Here is an 18,559-nt window from a genome sequence, read left to right as displayed (position 1 = left end):
GCTTCCATGCGAATCGTGGTTCTGGCAGGCGGCATCGGCGGTGCCCGTTTCCTGCGTGGTCTGAAGCAGGCCGCGCCGGACGCGGACGTCACGGTCATCGGCAACACCGGGGACGACATCCACCTCTTCGGGCTGAAGGTCTGCCCGGACCTCGACACCGTGATGTACACGCTCGGCGGTGGCATCAACGAGGAGCAGGGCTGGGGGCGGGCCGACGAGACCTTCCACCTCAAGGAGGAGCTCGCCGCGTACGGCGTCGGGCCGGAGTGGTTCGGGCTCGGGGACCGGGACTTCGCCACCCACATCGTGCGGACGCAGATGATCGGCGCCGGATACCCCCTGAGCGCGGTGACCGAGGCGCTGTGCGACCGGTGGAAGCCCGGGGTACGGCTGATCCCGATGACCGACGACCGGGTCGAGACGCATGTCGCGGTCGAGATCGACGGTGAGCGCAAGGCCGTTCACTTCCAGGAGTACTGGGTGCGGCTGCGGGCGTCCGTGCCGGCCCACGCGGTCGTGCCGGTGGGCGCCGAGCAGGCCAAGCCGGCGCCGGGGGTCCTGGAGGCGATCGCGGAGGCGGACGTGGTGCTGTTCCCGCCGTCCAACCCCGTCGTGTCCGTCGGCACCATCCTCGCCGTGCCCGGGATCCGCGAGGCGATCGCCGAGGCCGGGGTGCCGGTCGTGGGCCTGTCCCCCATCGTCGGGGACGCGCCCGTGCGCGGCATGGCCGACAAGGTCCTCGCGGCGGTCGGCGTGGAGTCCTCGGCCGCGGCGGTCGCCGAGCACTACGGCTCGGGGCTGCTGGACGGCTGGCTCGTCGACACCGTGGACGCGGGCGCGGTCGAGCGGATCGAGTCGGCCGGCATCCGCTGCCGGGCCGTACCGCTCATGATGACCGACCTCGACGCGACCGCGCGGATGGCCGCACAGGCGCTGGAGCTGGCGGAGGAGGTGCGCGGAGCGTGAGCGAGAAGCCTGCCGAAGCCGACGGCTACAGAGTGTGGGCCGTCCCCGGCCTTCCCGAGGTGCAGCGAGGGGACGACCTGGCCAAGCTCATCGCCGCCGCGGAGCCCGGGCTGGTCGACGGGGACGTACTGCTCGTCACCTCGAAGATCGTGTCCAAGGCGGAGGGACGGGTCGTCGAGGCGGACGACCGGGAGGCCGCGATCGACGCCGAGACCGTCCGGGTCGTGGCGCGTCGCGGGCCGCTCCGGATCGTGGAGAACCGGCAGGGGCTCGTGATGGCCGCCGCCGGGGTCGACGCCTCCAACACCCCTTCGGGGACCGTGCTGTTGCTGCCCGAGGACCCGGACGCGTCCGCGCGGGCGATCCGGTCCGGGCTGCGGGACGCCCTCGGCGTCGACGTCGGGGTCCTCGTCACCGACACCTTCGGACGGCCCTGGCGCGCCGGGCTCACCGATGTCGCGATCGGCGCCGCCGGAGTGCGGGTGCTGGACGATCTGCGGGGCGGGACGGACGCGTACGGCAATCCGCTGAGCGCGACCGTCGTGGCGACGGCCGACGAACTGGCCGCCGCCGGCGATCTCGTCAAGGGCAAGGCCGCCGGGCTGCCCGTCGCCGTCGTACACGGGCTGGCGCATGTCGTGGCCGGGGAGCACGCGGAGGGGGCGCGGGCCATGGTGCGCCACGCGCGCGACGACATGTTCCGGCTGGGGACGTCCGAGGCGGTGCGGGAGGCGGTCGCCCAGCGACGTACCGTGCGGGCCTTCACGGACGAGCCCGTCGACCCCGGGGCCGTGCGGCGGGCGGTGGCGCTCGCGGTCACCGCGCCGGCGCCCCACCACACCACTCCGTGGCGGTTCGTGCTGCTGGAGTCCGAGGGTGCGCGGACCGGGCTGCTGGACGCCATGCGGGACGCCTGGATCGCCGATCTGCGGCGGGACGGGAAGTCCGAGGAGTCCGTGGCCAAGCGGGTGCGGCGGGGCGACGTCCTGCGCAAGGCGCCGTATCTCGTCGTGCCGTGTCTGGTGATGGACGGGTCGCACACGTACGGCGATGCGCGGCGGGACGCGGCCGAGCGGGAGATGTTCGTCGTCGCCGCGGGGGCCGGGGTGCAGAACTTCCTCGTCGCGCTGGCCGGCGAGCGGCTGGGGTCGGCGTGGGTGTCGTCCACGATGTTCTGCCGCGAGGTGGTGCGGGAGGTGCTGGGGCTGCCGGAGGACTGGGATCCCATGGGGGCCGTGGCGGTGGGGCATCCGGCGGAGGATCCCCGGCCCCGGCCGGAGCGGGACGCGGGGAGCTTCATCGAGGTGCGGTGACGTGCGCCGGCTTTGTCGAGGTGCGGTGGTGGGCCCCGGCTTGCGCCTAGTCTCGTAGGGCCCCACCGGTTCCCCTCGTATCCCAGGACTTCACTCGTGGCAGGACGTTTCTCACCCCGGCCCACGCGTACCACCGTGCGCGGCGGGGAGGTCGTCGTGCCCGCCCCGCGGCGGGAAGCGGTGCGTGTGGTGGCCCCGCTGGTGCGGAGGTGGACGCCGGGGTGGCCCGTCGATCTCGGGCTGGTGCTCGGGGCGCTTCGGCGGGGGCCGGGGGATCCCGCCTTCCGGGCTCTACCGGACGGGTCCGTGTGGCGCGCCTGTCGCACGCCGGCCGGGCCGGGGACGCTGCGGGTGTGCGTGTACGGCGGTGAGGTGCGCGGCGAGGCGTGGGGGCCGGGGGCTGAGTGGCTGCTCTCTCAGTTGCCGCAGCTGCTCGGGGCCGCGGACGATCCCTCTGCCTTCGTGCCCCGGCACCGGATCGTGGCGCATTCCTGGCATCGGCGGCCGGGGTTGCGGCTGACGCGGACCGGGCTGGTGCTGGAGTCGTTGATTCCTTCCGTGCTGGAGCAGAAGGTCACGACCGATGAGGCGTATCGGGCGTGGCGGCTGCTGGTGCGGAAGTTCGGGGAGCCTGCGCCCGGGCCGGCGGCGGGTGGGCGGCTGTGGGTGATGCCGTCGCCGCGGACGTGGGCGTTGATTCCGTCGTGGGAGTGGCACCGGGCCGGGGTGGACAACAAGCGGGCCTCGACGATTCTGCGCTGTGTGCGGGTGGCCGCGCGGCTGGAGGAGGCGGTGTCGATGGCGCCGGACGCCGCGCAGGCTCGGTTGGAAGTGGTGCCGGGGGTGGGGCCGTGGACCTCCGCGGAGGTGGTGCAGCGCAGTCACGGGGCGGCGGACGCGGTGACCGTGGGGGATCTGCATCTGCCGGGGATCGTGGGGTTCGCGCTCGCGGGGGATCGGGACGCGGATGACGCGATGATGTTGTCTTTGCTGGAGCCGTATGCGGGGCAGCGGCATCGGGCGGCTCGGTTGATTCTGTTGAGTGGGCGTACGCCTCCTCGGCGGGCGCCGAAGATGACCCGGGGGGACATCGGGCGGTTGTGACCGGTGTGGGGGGGGCGCCGTTGGGATTTTTCGCCCCGCCGCCCCTACCCGTCCCATCCCCCAGGGGCGCTGCCCCTTCGACCCCGCTTCCAGGGGGCTGCCCCCTGGACGCCCGCTCCTCAAACGCCGGAGGGGCTGGATTTCGCGGACCGGCGCATCTCAGGCTCGCACTACTGGTCCGACGAGAAGCGGACCGCTCCCGCCGGGATCCTCGCGTCGCACCAGATGCGCGCGCCGTCCCTCAGTTCGTTGTCGGCGCCTATGACCGCGCCGTCGCCTATGACCGTGCCGGTGAGGACCGAGCGTTCGCCCACGCGGGCCCTCGTGCCGATCAGGGAGTCAGTGATGACCGCGCCCGGTTCGATCACCGCGCCCGGGAGGATCGTCGAGCCGGAGACCCGGGCGCCCTCCGCGACGTACGCGCCCTCGCCGACCACCGTGCCGTCCGTCAGCTTGGCGTCGGGGGCGACCCTTGCCGTGGGGAGGATCAGGCGGTCGCCGCAGCGGCCGGGGACCGCCGGGGAGGGGGCCCGGCCGAGGACCAGGTCCGCCGAGCCGCGGACGAAGGCGGCGGGGGTGCCGAGGTCCAGCCAGTACGTGGAGTCCACCATGCCCTGGAGGTGGGCCCCGGCCGACAGGAGTTCGGGGAAGGTCTCGCGTTCGACCGAGACCGGGCGGCCCTGCGGGATCGTATCGATGACCGAGCGGCGGAAGACGTACGCCCCCGCGTTGATCTGGTCGGTGACGATCTCCTCGGGGGTCTGGGGTTTCTCCAGGAAGGCGAGGACCCTGCCCGTCTCGTCGGTGGGGACCAGCCCGTAGGCCCGGGGGTCCGTCACCTTCGTGAGGTGGAGGGAGACGTCGGCGCCCGTGGTCTCGTGCGTGCGCACCAGCGCCCTGATGTCCAGGCCGGTCAGGATGTCCCCGTTGAAGATCAGCACCGGGTCGTCGGGGGCGGAGTGCAGACGGGCGGCCACGTTGCGGATCGCGCCGCCCGTGCCGAGGGGTTCCACCTCGGTGACGTACTCGATGTGGAGGCCGAGGGACGAGCCGTCGCCGAAGTACGGCTCGAAGACGTCCGCGAGGTAGCTCGTCGCGAGGACGATGTGGTCGACGCCCGCCGCTCTCGCTCGGGCCAGCTGATGGGTGAGGAAGGGGACGCCGGCCGCGCGGACCATGGGCTTGGGGGTGTGGACCGTGAGGGGTCGCAGCCTCGTGCCCTTGCCGCCGACCAGGAGGATCGCTTCTGTCACCTGTCGTCTCCGCTTCCTGCCGGGACCGGCCCGAACTGTCTTTCGACCGGCCAGTGTATGCAGACCGTTGTGCGGCACCTTCGGGCGGCCGTGCGGCATTCGCGCCTGTCCCCCGACGGCGGTGAAACGGGTGGTGCGAACTCCCCTGCGCAATCCCCCTGCGAACTCTCCTCGGTCCCCAGCGACCGTCAACGACCTTGGAGACGGGCGGCTGTCGTGCGGGTGGATCCGAGTTTGCGGTAGAGCTGCCATCCGGGGCACTCCGTGGCGAAGCCGTCCCGGTGACCGGAGATCACGTTCAGTCGTACCTTCTTACCCTTCGGATAGCGGTTGCCACCGCCCGACTTCAGATACGTCTTGCCCTTCGGGTTGGCGCCGTGGAGACCGAGCTTCCACGCGGCGAGCCGTGCGATGGCCTGCGTCACGGCGGCGGGCGGCTTCTTGGAGCCGTAGCTGCCGAGGACGGCGATCCCCATGCTGTTGGAGTTGAAACCGAGGGTGTGGGCGCCGAGGACCGGCTTCGCCACCCCGCCCGCCCGGCCCTCGTAGATGGTTCCGCACTTGTCGACGAGGAAGTTGTAGCCGATGTCCCGCCAGCCCATGCTCTTGACGTGGTACCGGTAGATACCGCGAATGAGCGAGGCCGCCTGCGTACAGCTGTATCCGTTGCCGGACGCCGTGTGGTGGACAAAGGCCGCCTTGACCTTCTTCGTGTACACGAACTTCCGCTCGCGCAGTCCCTCGTCGGCGCCCCAGCCGTGCCGGGTGACGATGCGCGGGCGCGGCCCGATGTACGGCTTCACCCGCCGCTGCCCCGTCAACTCCCCTGCGCGCGGGGCGAAGAGCTCCTGTTCGGTCTGCTGCCGGTCCAGCGCCGGGATCTCGGTGGCGCCGGGGCCGTCGAGACCGGCGAGATCGGCGTTGGCGGCGGAGGCGTCCAGCGCGGCGCGGACCTCGGCGGGCTCTGCGGTGGGCTCCGGACGGGGGGCGGAGTGTGGGGCGGAGTAGGGCGCTGAACGGGGTGCGACGGCGCGCTGGGGTGCGCCTGCCGCGCTCTCCCGCCGGGCGGGCTCCGGCGCGCTCTCCCCCGGGTCCACGAGTTCCAGACGCAGCCCCGTCGGCAGCGGGCCGGTCGTGGTAGCCGTACGGGAGCCGCGGGCCGTGTCCTCGGTCCTGCGGTCGGCCTCGGCGCGGACCCGTACCTCCACTCCGTCGGAGTCGCCCACCCACAGCGGTGCCGTGGCGCCGTGGACGCGGCCGGAGGTGCGCTCGGCCGTGCCGGGGTCGGCGGCGTCGTCGTTGTGGGTCTCCAGGTCCTGCCAGAGCGACCAGGTGTCGGAGCCGGCCGCTCGGGTGCGGACCTGGACGCGGCCGTGCAGCACGGTGTCCGGGTCGTCCCAGATCACGCCCACGAGGGAGAAGTGCCGTACGTCCCGGCGGGGCAGGCCCTGTTCGGCGGCCGGGGCGAGGGTGCGGTCGCGGGCGGCGAGGGGCGCGAGGGGCAGCGACTGGGTGCCGCCGAGGGCTTCCGCGCCCGCAGCCGGTCTCACGGCTGCCGGGGACACCGGTCTCGCCGCGACGGCGGGCGAGGTGAGGGGCAGGGCGAGGGCGGCCGCGCAGGTGACGCCGATCGAGGAAGCAAGAAGTCCACGCATGCTCCCGATCCTGGACATAGTCATATAAATCTGTCCATCGGGGAACTGACGGACCGTCGGGTGCCGTTGCGCCGAACCGGTGGCCCCGCGCAGGGATGTCCGGCCGTGTGCCCGCGTACGCTTTCGCGGATGAACGCCACCGATCGCACCCCTGCCGACCTGCTGCGTTCCGCGCTCGCCGCGGATCCCGGCCGCCCCCTGGTGACCTTCTACGACGACGCCACGGGCGAACGTGTCGAATTGTCCGTGGCCACCTTCGCCAATTGGGTGGCCAAGACCTCGAACCTGCTCCAGGGCGACCTCGCCGTGGCGCCCGGCGACCGGGTGGCGCTGCTGCTTCCCGCGCACTGGCAGACGGCCGTGTGGTTGCTGGCCTGTGCGTCGGTGGGGGTGGTCGCGGATGTCGGCGGGGATCCGGCCGCGGCCGACGTGGTGGTGAGCGGGCCGGACACGCTGGAGGCGGCCCGGGCGTGTTCCGGGGAGCGCGTCGCGCTGGCGCTGCGGCCGCTGGGCGGGCGGTTCCCGCAGACGCCGGAGGGGTTTGTCGACTACGCCGTGGAGGTGCCGGGGCAGGGGGACCGGTTCGTGCCCTTCGCTCCGGTGGATCCGGACGAGCCCGCACTGGTCGTCGCCGGGCGGGAGTTCAGCGGGGCGGAGGTCGTCGAGCGGGCCCGGGCGGAGGGGACCGGGGACCGGGTGCTGTCCGCTCTGCCGTACGACACGTGGGACGGGGTGTGCGCCGGGTTGTACGGGCCGCTCGCCACGGGAGGGTCCGTGGTGCTGTGCCGTCATCCGGAGCGGCTGAGCGAGGAGGCGCTCGCCCAGCGGATCGAGAGCGAGCGGGTCACGGCCACCCGTCGATGACCGGACCGTTCCGTGCCGAGCGCGGCACCGCCGCGGCTTGTCGCGTCCCGCGGCGGCGCCGCATTTCGGCACGGCCCCGCGCCCGCCAGGCGGCGACAGTCACCCGCACGGACCAGTAACGGGCCGCCCTCGCGCCGCCGATGACCGGACGACCCCGTGCCGAGCGCGGCACCGCCGCGGCTTGTCGCGTCCCGCGGCGGCGCCGCATTTCGGCACGGCCCCGCGCCCGCCAGGCGGCGACAGTCACCCGCACGGACCAGTAACGGGCCGCCCTCGCGTCCGGCTCACGCCATGGTCGTAGGTACAGATGCGTACGCCATGAGGGGTGGGCCGACTCGTGACCGACAGTGCTCGCCCCCTCGGGCCCGGCCTCGGGGCATCGGCCCACGGCGAAGGGCTCGTACGGCGGCGCCGGCGGCGCCGGCTGGGCGGTGTCGGGCTCGGTGTCGGCGTGGTCGTCCTCGCCGCCGTCGGCACCGGGTGGGCCGTCTACGCCAAGCTCAACGGGAACATCACCGCGGACGACGCCGCCGCCGCGGAGCTCGCCCGGTACGAGAAGGACCGCCCGACCTCGCTGGTCAAGGGCGCGCAGAACATCCTGCTGATCGGGTCCGACTCGCGGTCGGGCGACGGCAACGGACAGTACGGGCGGGACTCGGGAACCGAGCGGTCGGACACCACGATCCTGTTGCATCTGGCCGCCGGGCGGCGCGCCGCGACGGCCGTGTCGCTGCCCCGGGACCTGATGGTGGACGTGCCGGCCTGCCTCGGGCGGGACGGGACCCGGAGCGAGCCCATGTTCGCGATGTTCAACTACGCCTTCCAGAAGGGCGGTTCGGCCTGCACGATCCGGACCGTCGAGAAACTCACGAACATTCGCGTGGACCACCACATGGTCGTCGACTTCCACGGGTTCAAGGACATGGTGGACGCCGTCGACGGGGTGGCGGTCTGCCTCGCCGAACCGATCGACGACAAGGCCGCCGAGCTGCGGCTTCCCGCGGGGCGGGTGACGCTGAACGGCGAAGAGGCGCTCGGCTATGTGCGCGCCCGCAAGTCCCTCGGCAACGGCAGCGACACCGACCGGATGGACCGTCAGCAGCGCTTTCTCGGGGCACTCGTCCACAAGGTGCAGAGCAATGACGTTCTGCTGAATCCGGTGAAGCTCTATCCCGTGCTGGACGCGGCGACTTCCTCGCTCACCACCGATCCCGGTCTGGCGAGCCTGCGCGGGTTGTACGAACTCGTGCGCGGTCTGCGGCACATCCCCACGGAGCGTGTGCAATTCCTTACCGTGCCGCGGGAGTCGTACGTCTACGACGCCAATCGTGATCAACTCGTCGAACCCGAGGCCCGGCGGCTTTTCGAACGGTTGCGCAAGGACGCGCCGGTGAAGGTGACGAAGAAAGCCCCGAAGGTTTCAGAACATTCTCAGGACGAAGAACCCTATGGAGAAACTGAGAACGGCGGTGGCGTCCCCGCCTTCCGCGGCAACACGGCCGCCGAGGACACCTGCGGGTAAAGCATTCCCCAAGGCGGAACCGGTGTCCGAGCAAATGGGCGGATTGCCCGGTTGTAGGGGCGTGGAATTCGTCACCGCCGTAACCTGTCGGCGAATCGGACGGCTAGTGTGAGCGATCCGGTGCATCCGGCCGACGGAGGATTCAGCAACCGTGGACGCACAAGGCCGTGGGCGGGCGGGCGACATCGACCCCGCCGACCAGTGGGTACTCAACCCGCACACCGGTGAATACGAACTGCGACTGACCCCTTCCGCACCGCAGTCGGGTATTCCCGGTCCCCGTGGATCCACGCCCTCCCCGAGCAGGTCGGGCGTGCCCTCCGGTCGTACGGCCGCTCCCGTGGCCCCGGGCCATGGTGTCCCGCCGCCGCGCAGGCGCCGGGGCGCGCCGCCCGAGGAGCCGCTGCCGGGGCGGCGCGGGCGCCGGCCCGTCAAGAAGAAGTCCTCGGCGAAGAAGGCCCTGCTGTGGACCGGCGGCACGATGGCCTTCGTGCTGGTCGCGGCCGCGGGCGGCGGGTACCTCTACATCCGCCATCTCAACGGGAACATCACCTCCGTCTCCGACGACGGCGCCAGCACCGGCGGCTTCCAGTCCGACAAAGCGATCAACATCCTGCTGATCGGCACGGACAAGCGCACCGGCAAGGGCAACGACAAATACGGCGACAAGGACAGCGTCGGGCACGCGGACACCACGATCCTGCTGCACGTCTCCAAGGACCGGACGAACGCGACCGCGCTCAGCATCCCGCGCGACCTGATCGTGGATGTGCCGGACTGCCCGACCACGCAGGAGGACGGCACCACCAAGGTCATCGCGGGCACGGACAACGTCCGCTTCAACACCAGCCTGGGCCAGGACGAACGCACCCCCAGCTGCACGGTGCGGACCGTGACCGAGCTCACCGGCATCCAGGCCGACAACTTCATGGTGGCCGACTTCAACGCGGTCAAGACGCTGACCACGGCGGTCGGCGGGGTCGAGGTCTGTCTGGGCAAGGACATCGACGACGAGGACTCCAAGCTCAAGCTGTCCAAGGGCAAGCACACCATCTCGGGTGAGGACGCCCTCGCGTTCGTGCGCACCCGGCACTCGGTCGGCTTCGGCGGTGACCTGAGCCGGATCGGGCTCCAGCAGCAGTTCCTGAGCGCGCTGATGCGCAAGCTGAAGTCGAACGACACGCTCACCAACCCGGCGAAGATGCTGAAGCTGGCCGAGGCGGGCACCAAGGCGCTGACCGTCGACTCGCAGCTGGACAGCATCGGCAAGCTGAAGGACCTCGGCCTGGAGCTGGGCAAGCTGAACGTGAAGAACCTGACGTTCACCACCGTGCCGGTCGTCGACAACCCGGCGGAGAAGGTCAAGGCGACGGTCGTCCTCAACGACGCGACGGCCCCCACGGTCTTCGACATGATCAAGAACGACGTGTCGTTCACCGAGGTCAAGAAGAAGGCCAGCGCGTCCAAGAACGCCGAGGCGGCGGAGGCCGCGGCCCGGCTCAAGGGCACCAAGTCGGCCGCGTCCGAGGTGCGGGTGCGCATCCTCAACGGAGGTGCGGCGGCGGGCAGCGCGCAGGCCGAGCTGGAGTACCTCCAGAACGAGGAGGGCGTACTGAAGTCGGAGAACGCGGGCAACGCGGACGCGTCGCTGGCGAAGACGACCCTGGAGTACGCCCCCGACCAGGCCGACCAGGCACGCAGGCTGGCGGCCATCATGGGCCTGTCGGGTTCCGCGCTGAAGCCCGGCAAGAGCGTCACCAACTCCCAGGGCCTGCCCACCATGACCCTGACCCTGGGCAAGGACTTCAAGGGCGCCGGGGTGTCCTTCACCACGGCGACGAAGGCCCCGGAGGGGGTGCAGCAGTCCACGGCCGACAAGGTCGAGTGCGCCAAGTGAGAGCCCGCTCTGCGGTGACCTGAAGGGCCTGTCGTGCGTCTAACCAGTCGTACGGCAGGTCTTTCGTTCGTTCGGCGTGAGGGTGGGGAGACAGGGGATGGCGCACAGCGGTGTGCACGAGGAGGGGGCGCGGCCGGTTTCCCGGCCCGCTCCAGGTCCGCGGGAAACCGGCGGGGGCGGGGGCAGAAGGGACGGCGGCGGGCGGCACGGGCAGCGGCGCGGCACGCGCAAGCACCGGGTGCTGCGATGGTCGGCGACCACGCTCGCCGTGCTGATACTCGGCACGGCCGGCGCCGGATACCTCTACTACCAGCATCTCAACGGCAACATCCGCAAGGGGGAGCGCAGCAGCGGTGACTCCAAGGCGCACAAGTCCGAGGCCAACGCGGCCGGGCAGACGCCGTTGAACATCCTGCTGATCGGCTCGGACAGCCGTAACTCCGACGAGAACGTGAAGCTCGGCGGCAGCCGGGACAACCGCGGCAACCCGCCGCTGGGCGACGTGCAGATGCTGATCCACCTCTCCGCGGACCGCAAGAGCGCCGCGATGGTGAGCATTCCCCGTGACACCCGGGTCGACATCCCAAAGTGCACGGACCCGGACACCGGCAGGAAATACCCGGCGACCACCGACATCATCAACCTCTCCCTGGCCCGCGGCGGCGCCGGCTGCACGCTCGCCACCTGGCAGAACCTCACCGGTGTCTACATCGACCACTGGATGACGATCGACTTCTCGGGCGTGGTGCGGATGGCGGACGCCATCGGGGGCGTCTCCGTCTGCGTGAAGCAGAACGTGTGGGACCGGCCGACGGCCGCGGTGCCCGGCGGTTCCGGGCTGAAGCTGACGGCGGGCACGCACAAGGTCAAGGGCAAGCAGGCCCTTCAGTGGCTGCGCACCCGGCACGCCTGGGGCAGTGACCTGATGCGGGCCAGGGCCCAGCACATGTACCTGAACTCGATGATGCGGACGCTGAAGGGGCAGAACGTCTTCACCGACACCCCGCGGCTGATGGGCCTCGCGGAGGCGGCCACGAAGTCCCTCCAGGTGTCCGAGGAGATCGGCTCGGTCAAGGACCTGTACGACCTGGGCACGCAGCTCAAGTCGGTGCCGACGGACCGCATCACGTCGGTCACGATGCCCAACGTCCAGGACCCGGGGAACAAGGAGCACGTGATACCCGACGGGGCGAACGCGGACAAGCTGTGGGAGATGCTCCGCGACGACGTGGCCCTCGACAAGAACGGCAAGGCGTCCACGGCCGGGAAGAAGACTGCCCGGCCCACGAAAGCCCCCTCCGCGCCGGACGCCGAGATCGGGGTCCTCGTACAGAACGCGACGGCGACCTCCACGCTCGGCCCGGTGGGCGGACGTGCCGGCACGATCGCCGAGGAGCTCGTGCGGAAAGGTTTCTCGCAGGCGTCCAAGGACGCGACGGCGGGGCTCTCCGAGGACCGGACCGTCGTGCGCTACCCGAGCGCCGATCTGGAGGGCGACGCCCAGCGCATCGCCAAGTCCCTCGGAATCCCCATGAGTTCGGTGAAGAAGTCGACCGATGTCTCCGGGGTGACCGTGGTCGTGGGCGCCGACTGGCGTACCGGGACGGCGTATCCGAAGCAGTCCGAGGCCAAGGCCGGCGATGTGCCCGGCAACGCGGACGCCATCAACGGCTCGGACACCGGGCAGTGCATGGACGTGTACTCGGTCTACCGCTGGTAGTCGAACGGAACGGGCCCGGCGCCGAACGGAGGGGGCCGGGCGTACGTACCTGCTTACAGAATCGGCACGGGAACAACTCACGTCGCTCAAGGCCCGACCGGGCGGATAGTGTGAGCGATCCAGCGATCGCCGCGTGGCCCTGACGGAGGATTCGGACAACCGTGGACGCACAAGGCCGTGGGCGGGCGGACGACGTCGACCCCGCAGACCAGTGGGTGCTCAATCCGAACACCGGTGAGTACGAACTGCGACTGACCCCTTCCGCACCGCAGTCGGCCGTCCCCGGTCCGCGTGGCTCCGCGCCCGCACCGAGCCGGCCGGCGGCACCGCGCGGCCGTACGAACACCCCCGTGGCCCCCGGCCGGGACGTCCCGCCGCCGCGGCGCCGGGGCGCGCCGCCCGAGGAGCCGCTGCCGGGGCGGCGCGGGCGCCGGCCCGTCAAGAAGAAGTCCTCGGCGAAGAAGGCTCTGCTGTGGACAGGCGGCACGATGGCGTTCGTCCTGGTCGCCGGTGCCACGACGGGCTACTTCTACCTCAAGCACCTGGAAGGCAACGTCGGCACGACCGACGTCGGCGACGCGGCCGCGAGCAACTTCAGCAAGGACGAGGCCTTCGACATCCTCATCATCGGCACCGACAAGCGCACCGGTGAGGGCAACGAGGGCTACGGCGACGCGGGCAGCGTGGGCCACGCCGACACCAACATCCTGCTGCACGTCTCCAAGGACCGGACGAACGCGACCGCGCTGAGCATCCCGCGCGACCTGATCGTCGACATCCCGGACTGCCGGACCAAGCAGGAGGACGGCACCGACACGGTCGTCGCGGGCCAGGAGGACGTCCGCTTCAACCGGAGCCTCGGCGAGCGCGGCCGGGACGCGGGCTGCACGATGCGCACGGTCGAGGCGGCCACCGGCATCAAGCCCGACCACTTCGTGATGGCCGACTTCAACGCGGTGAAGACCCTGACCACGGCGGTGGACGGGGTCGAGGTCTGTGTGGAGAAGGCCGTCGACGACAAGCAGTCGAAGCTCGTCCTGCCCGCCGGCAAGTCGAAGGTGGCGGGCGAGAAGGCCCTCGCCTTCGTGCGCACCCGGCACGCCTTCGGCAACAGCGGCGACCTGGACCGGATCAAGGTGCAGCAGCAGTTCCTGGGCTCGCTGATGCGCAAGATGACCTCGGGTGACACCCTCACCAGCCCCACCAAGCTGCTGAAACTGGCGGAGGCCGCGACCAACGCGCTGACCGTCGACAAGGCGATCGGCAAGGTCGGCACGCTCAAGGACATCGCCCTGGAGCTGAAGAAGGTCCCGACGAAGAACATCAGCTTCATGACGATCCCGGTGGTCGACAACCCCGCCGAGCCGACCCCGGTGACGGTGATCATCGACGACTCCAAGGCCCCGCAGGTCTTCGACGCGATCAACAACGACGTCTCGTTCACCGAGGTCAAGGCGCAGCAGAAGAAGGAGAAGGCGGAGGTCGCCGCCCGGCTCAAGGGCACCAAGTCCGCCGCCTCCGACGTACGGGTGCGCATCCTCAACGGCGGAGCGGCGGGCGGCAGCGCCCAACTGCAGCTCTCCTACCTCCAGACCGAGGCGGGCGTGACCAAGTCCGAGAACGCGGGCAACGCCGACGCGGCGCTCGCGAGGACGACCCTGGAGTACGCCCCCGACCAGGCCGACCAGGCGCGTCGGCTGGCGGACATCATGGGGCTGTCCGGCGCGGCACTGAAGCCCGGCAAGAGCGTCACCAACTCCCAGGGCCTGCCCGCCATGACGCTCACCCTGGGCAAGGACTTCAAGGGCGCGGGCGTCAAGCTCAACTCCGCGGCGGTGGCCCCGCCCCGCGGCGCGTCCACCGCGGACAAGGCGCAGTGCGCGAGCTGAGACCCACGGCAGACCGGGCGGCGGCCCCCAGGTCCCGCACAGGTTCGTAGGGCAACCTCACGGGCCCGTCGTATGTCTAAGACGTGCGGCGGGCCCGTGGCACGGCCAGGGGTCCGGTGGGGTGGGTGGGAGGACGGGAACGTTGACAACGCAATACAGCGTGCAGGAAGCCGAGCCGGCGACCGAGGGGGACAGCGGGCACGGCAGCCGCAGGGCACCGCGCAAGCACCGCTTGCTCAGATGGTCGTCGGCGACGCTCGCGGTGCTGATACTCGCGGTGGCCGGGACCGGCTACCTCTACTACCGGCACCTGAACGCCAACATCGAGCAGGACGACCTGAACCTGGGCGACAACAAGGTCGCCGAGCCGACGCCGAACGCCGCGGGCCAGACCCCGCTGAACATCCTGCTGATCGGCTCCGACGCCCGGGACAGCAAGGAGAACCAGGAACTCGGCGGCGCCAAGGAGACCTTCGGCTCCACTCCGCTCGCCGACGTGCAGATGCTGCTGCACCTGTCCGCCGACCGCAGCAACCTCTCGGTCGTCAGCATGCCGCGCGACACCCTCGTGAAGATCCCCAAGTGCACCGACCCCGACGACGGCAAGGTGTACGCGGCGAGCAACGGGCGGGTGATGACCAACCAGAGCCTCGGCCACGGCGGCCCGGGCTGCACGGTGGCCACCTGGCAGGAGCTCACCGGCATCCACATCGACCACTTCATGATGGTCGACTTCTCCGGCGTGGTGTCCATGGCCGACGCCATCGGCGGGGTGCCGGTCTGCGTGGACGCCAACATCCACTCGCGGGACAGCCAGGGGCACGGCTCCGGCCTGAAGCTGGAGAAGGGCACCACGTCCGTCAAGGGCGAGCAGGCCCTGCAGTGGCTGCGCACCCGCTACGGCTTCGAGGACGGCAGCGACCTCGCCCGCGCCAAGGCCCAGCACATGTACATCAACTCGATGGTCCGAGAGCTGCGCGCCAACGCCACCCTCAGCAGCCCGAACAAGCTGCGCAAGCTCGCCGAGCAGGCCACGAAGGCCGTCACCGTCGACACCGGGCTCGGCACCGTGAAGAAGCTCTACGACCTCAGCAACGAGCTTCGCAGGGTCGAGCCGGCGCGCATCACCATGACGACCATGCCGAACCGCTACGTCGGCGCGCGGGTGGAGCCCACCGAGGACGCCGAGCAGCTCTTCCGGCTGGTGCGCGAGGACATCGCGCTGGACGGCAAGGACGCCAAGAAGGCGACCGCCGAGAAGGCGGACGACGCCTCCGCCGACCGGGCCGCCGCCAAGGACGAGATCGGGGTCCTGGTCCAGAACGGCACCCGCACCGACAGCCTGGCCGCGGCGCGCGGACGCGCGAGCACGGTGGCCGGGCTGCTGGTGGAGAAGGGCTTCGCCCAGGCGGTCTCCGACCGTTCCGCGTCGCTGAGCGAGGCGACGACGCTGGTGCGCTACCCGAGCGCGGAACTGGAGGGCGACGCCCGGGCGGTCGCCAAGTCCCTGGGAATCCCGACGAGTTCGGTGAAGAAGTCGACCGACGTCTCCGGGGTCACACTCGTCGTGGGCGCCGACTGGCGCGAGGGTACGGCGTACAAGGCGCCCAAGGAGGACGACACGACCCCGAAGACCGCGGAGGCCCTCAACGGCGCCGACGACACGGCCTGCATGCACGTCAACCCGGGCTTCACCTGGTGACCGGGGGGCGCCTCGGGGGCGCCCCCTCTCACGCCTCGGTCAGAACCGCGGGCCGCCGCGAGGCGATGACCCGCCTCGCGAGCGAGCGAGGGCTGGTCAGAAAGCCGTAGCCCCACGACATGTGCATGGTGGCGAGGGCGACGGGGATCTGGAGCCGCGCCTTCAGCGGCAGCCCCTTGCCCGCGGGCAGCGAGCCGAGGACGATCGCCGCGAGGTAGCCGCCGGGGATCAGGAAGCCGAGCGGGGTCAGCGCGGCGCCGACCACGATCCCGGCAGCGATCGCGCAGACCGCGGTCGGCGGGGCGAGGTAGCGCAGGTTGATGGAGCCCTCGTGGTAGCGGGCGACGACGTGCCGCCAGCGGCCGTAGTCCTTGTACTGCTTGGCGAGGGCCTTCACGCTCGGCCTCGGGCGGTACGACACCTTCAGCTCGGGCGAGAACCAGATGAGCCCGCCCGCCTCACGGATCCGGAAGTTGAGCTCCCAGTCCTGGGCGCGGATGAACTCCTCGTTGTAGCCGCCCTGTTGCTCCAGGGCCTCGCGCCGGAACACCCCGAGGTACACGGTCTCGGCGGCCTGCGCCTGGCCGCCCGTGTGGAAGGCCGCGTTGCCGACACCGATCTTCGAGGTCATCGCGGCGGCGACCGCGTGCTCCCAGTCGTTCTCGCCCTCGGCGTGCATGATGCCGCCGACGTTCTGCGCGCCGGTCTCCTCCAGGAGCCGTACGGCGGTCGCGATGTAGTTCGGCGAGAGCATGCCGTGGCCGTCGACGCGGACGACGATCGGGTGGCGGGAGGCCTTGATCGCGGCGTTGAGGGCGGCGGGGGTGCGGCCGGCGGGATTGGGGACGGTGTGCACGCGCGCGTCTTCGGCGACGAGCTCGGCGGCGATCTCGTCCGTGCGGTCCGTGGACGGACCGAGGGCGAGCACGACCTCCATCTCGCCGGCGTACTCCTGCGCGAGGATCGCTTGGACGGCTCCGCGCAGATGCCGCTCCTCGTCGAGGACGGGCATGATCACAGACACGGCAGGGAGCTGCACGTCGGGCTTGGCGTTCATAGGGGGCTCACGTTACCGCGAACGGGGGACACCATCGCCCCCCGCCCGGGGCGGTGCCGGTCGTCGCAGATCGTATGGGCCTACGGTGCTCAAGATCCCTCGTTCGGCTGTTCCTCGCGGAGGTGTCCCCCCATGCCCGCCACGTCTCCCCGGCCCTCCGCCGCCCGTCCTCGCCGCCCGCGGCGCCGGCCGGCCCGGCCCCCCGTGCGGCGCAAGCGGCCCCGCTGGGCCATGCGGGCGGCGACCACGCTGTCCGTCGTCGTGCTGGCCTCCGCCGGGATCGGGCACGCGGTGATGACCAGCCTCGACGCGGACATCACGCGCGTGGACCCCTTCAAGGACATGAAGAACCGGCCGCGCGCCGGACACGGCATGAACGTGCTGCTGGTCGGCACCGACGGCCGCGACAAGATCACCGAGGCGGAGCGGCGGAAGTACCGGCTGGGCGGGGCGCCCTGCCACTGCACCGACACGATCATGATCGTGCACATCTCGGAGGACCGGGAGCGGGCGAGCGTGGTGAGCCTGCCGCGTGACTCGTACGCGATGACTCCGGAGCACGTCGACGGGACCACCGGGGAGCGGCACCACGGACACCCCATCAAGATCAACGCGGCGTACGCGGAGGGCGGGCCCCCGCTGACGGTCCGGACCGTCGAGGGCATGACCCACGTGAAGATCGACCACTATCTGGAGGTCGACTTCACCAGTTTCATGAGGACGGTGGACGTCCTCGGCGGGGTCGAGATCTGCAACGCCGACCCGCTGAAGGACACGTACACCGGCCTCGACCTGGCGGCCGGCCGGCACCGGCTGCTGGGCGGACAGGCACTGCAGTACGTCCGCTCCCGGCACGCCGACGGCTCCTCCGACCTCGGCCGGATGAAGCGGCAGCAGCGCTTCCTCGCGGCGCTGATCGAGCGGGCCACCTCCTCCGGCGTGCTGTTGAACCCGATGAAGTTCCGCGATGTGGCCCGGGCCGTCCTCGGCTCCGTACGGGCCGACGAGGGCTTCGGCACGGACGAACTGCTCGACCTGGGCCGGGCGATGCGCAACTTCTCCCCCTCCTCGTCGGAGTTCACGACCGTGCCGATCGGGCAGATGGGATACGCCGTCAAGGGCGTGGGCTCGACTCTGAAGTGGGACCCGGTGAAGTCGGCGCGGCTCTTCCAGTCCCTGCGCGAGGACCAGCCGCTGGCCGCGCACAAGCCGAAGGACAAGGCGCTGCTCGTCCCGGTGTCCCCGCAGCAGATCCGCGTCCAGGTGGAGAACGGCACGGCGACCGGCGGACTCGGCAAGCGGGTGGACGCGGCGCTGGCGTCGACGGGATTCCGCACGACGGGGATCCCGGCGAACTCGGCCGACCGCACCCTGAAGCGCACGGTCATCGCCTACGACCCCCGCTGGGACCGCTCGGCCCGCTCCCTGGCCGCGGCCCTGCCCGGGAGCGAGCTGTGGGCGGTGAAGGGGCAGGGCGCGGTGCTGAAGGTGCTGGCAGGCGCGGACTTCGAGCGGGTACGGAAGGTACGGGCCGAGGACGAGCTGCAGGCCGAGTTCGGAGTGGTGACGGGGGACGAGGTGGGGTGCGTGTAGGAGGAAGCCGGACGGGACAGGGCC

Annotated in this window: 13 protein-coding genes; 10 read left to right on the top strand and 3 right to left on the bottom strand. The window is 71.2% G+C overall.

Annotated features, from left to right (window positions below; all coding sequences use genetic code 11):
• The first annotated feature begins 6 nt into the window (after positions 1-6).
• The 3 genes from cofD (at position 7) to RKD20_RS26530 (ending at position 3,383) form a co-directional block, all read left to right on the top strand.
• A complete protein-coding gene (gene cofD / locus RKD20_RS26540) occupies positions 7-966 on the top strand; it encodes a 2-phospho-L-lactate transferase (RefSeq protein ID WP_424879904.1) in 960 nt (319 codons plus the stop codon).
• The gene (locus RKD20_RS26535; RefSeq protein WP_424879903.1) at positions 963-2,279 is read left to right on the top strand and encodes a coenzyme F420-0:L-glutamate ligase; all 1,317 of its coding nucleotides are present in this window, start codon (positions 963-965) and stop codon (positions 2,277-2,279) included. The genes cofD and RKD20_RS26535 overlap by 4 nt, the downstream gene beginning before the upstream one ends.
• A 96-nt stretch (positions 2,280-2,375) precedes the next feature.
• Positions 2,376-3,383, top strand: coding sequence for a DNA-3-methyladenine glycosylase family protein (locus RKD20_RS26530; protein ID WP_424879902.1), 1,008 nt, complete (start codon positions 2,376-2,378; stop codon positions 3,381-3,383).
• 170 nt (positions 3,384-3,553) lie between these two features.
• Here the strand turns inward: RKD20_RS26530 and RKD20_RS26525 are convergent, their stop codons facing one another.
• Positions 3,554-4,636: a sugar phosphate nucleotidyltransferase gene (locus tag RKD20_RS26525; RefSeq protein ID WP_424879901.1), complete on the bottom strand. Its 1,083-nt coding sequence runs from the start codon at positions 4,634-4,636 to the stop codon at positions 3,554-3,556.
• Positions 4,637-4,824: 188 nt separating this feature from the next.
• On the bottom strand, positions 4,825-6,291 hold the full coding sequence (locus RKD20_RS26520) for an N-acetylmuramoyl-L-alanine amidase (protein ID WP_424879900.1): 1,467 nt from the start codon (positions 6,289-6,291) through the stop codon (positions 4,825-4,827).
• 129 nt (positions 6,292-6,420) lie between these two features.
• Here RKD20_RS26520 and RKD20_RS26515 point away from each other — a divergent pair, with 129 nt between their 5' ends.
• The 6 genes from RKD20_RS26515 to RKD20_RS26490 all read left to right on the top strand — a co-directional run bounded on the left by RKD20_RS26515 (position 6,421) and on the right by RKD20_RS26490 (position 15,885).
• Positions 6,421-7,155 carry a TIGR03089 family protein gene (locus RKD20_RS26515; RefSeq protein ID WP_424879899.1) on the top strand — a complete coding sequence of 245 codons (735 nt, stop codon included), beginning with the start codon at positions 6,421-6,423 and terminating at the stop codon, positions 7,153-7,155.
• Between the two features lie 337 nt (positions 7,156-7,492).
• Positions 7,493-8,677 carry an LCP family protein gene (locus RKD20_RS26510; RefSeq protein WP_424879898.1) on the top strand — a complete coding sequence of 395 codons (1,185 nt, stop codon included), beginning with the start codon at positions 7,493-7,495 and terminating at the stop codon, positions 8,675-8,677.
• Positions 8,678-8,828: 151 nt separating this feature from the next.
• Complete coding sequence (locus RKD20_RS26505; protein ID WP_424879897.1) at positions 8,829-10,574, top strand: LCP family protein; 1,746 nt, start codon at positions 8,829-8,831, stop codon at positions 10,572-10,574.
• 97 nt (positions 10,575-10,671) lie between these two features.
• Entirely contained in the window at positions 10,672-12,294 is a 1,623-nt protein-coding gene (locus tag RKD20_RS26500) for an LCP family protein (protein ID WP_424879896.1), read from the top strand.
• 161 nt (positions 12,295-12,455) lie between these two features.
• Positions 12,456-14,183 carry an LCP family protein gene (locus tag RKD20_RS26495; RefSeq protein WP_424879895.1) on the top strand — a complete coding sequence of 576 codons (1,728 nt, stop codon included), beginning with the start codon at positions 12,456-12,458 and terminating at the stop codon, positions 14,181-14,183.
• Positions 14,184-14,343: 160 nt separating this feature from the next.
• Positions 14,344-15,885 carry an LCP family protein gene (locus RKD20_RS26490; RefSeq protein ID WP_424883327.1) on the top strand — a complete coding sequence of 514 codons (1,542 nt, stop codon included), beginning with the start codon at positions 14,344-14,346 and terminating at the stop codon, positions 15,883-15,885.
• Positions 15,886-15,913: 28 nt separating this feature from the next.
• On the opposite strand, the gene RKD20_RS26485 is transcribed toward RKD20_RS26490, so the two are convergent.
• Positions 15,914-16,942 (bottom strand): glycosyltransferase family 2 protein, encoded by a 1,029-nt coding sequence (locus RKD20_RS26485; protein ID WP_424879894.1) that lies wholly within the window; start codon positions 16,940-16,942, stop codon positions 15,914-15,916.
• 132 nt (positions 16,943-17,074) lie between these two features.
• On the opposite strand from RKD20_RS26485, the gene RKD20_RS26480 reads away from it, so the two are divergent.
• Complete coding sequence (locus RKD20_RS26480; protein WP_424879893.1) at positions 17,075-18,535, top strand: LCP family protein; 1,461 nt, start codon at positions 17,075-17,077, stop codon at positions 18,533-18,535.
• Positions 18,536-18,559: the final 24 nt, after the last annotated feature.

The organism is Streptomyces sp. SLBN-8D4, assembly GCF_049739545.1.
Classification (GTDB): domain Bacteria; phylum Actinomycetota; class Actinomycetes; order Streptomycetales; family Streptomycetaceae; genus Streptomyces; species Streptomyces canus_C.
The sequence above is the reverse complement of the archived record's forward strand: the minus strand, read 5'-3'. Positions and strand labels throughout refer to the sequence as shown.

Coding starts and splice junctions, on each gene's coding strand:
- cofD (WP_424879904.1), top strand. CDS start 7: ATGCGAATCGTGGTTCTGGCAGGCGGCATCGGCGGTGCCCGTTTCCTG.
- RKD20_RS26520 (WP_424879900.1), bottom strand. CDS start 6,291: ATGCGTGGACTTCTTGCTTCCTCGATCGGCGTCACCTGCGCGGCCGCC.
- RKD20_RS26515 (WP_424879899.1), top strand. CDS start 6,421: ATGAACGCCACCGATCGCACCCCTGCCGACCTGCTGCGTTCCGCGCTC.
- RKD20_RS26500 (WP_424879896.1), top strand. CDS start 10,672: ATGGCGCACAGCGGTGTGCACGAGGAGGGGGCGCGGCCGGTTTCCCGG.
- RKD20_RS26485 (WP_424879894.1), bottom strand. CDS start 16,942: ATGAACGCCAAGCCCGACGTGCAGCTCCCTGCCGTGTCTGTGATCATG.
- RKD20_RS26480 (WP_424879893.1), top strand. CDS start 17,075: ATGCCCGCCACGTCTCCCCGGCCCTCCGCCGCCCGTCCTCGCCGCCCG.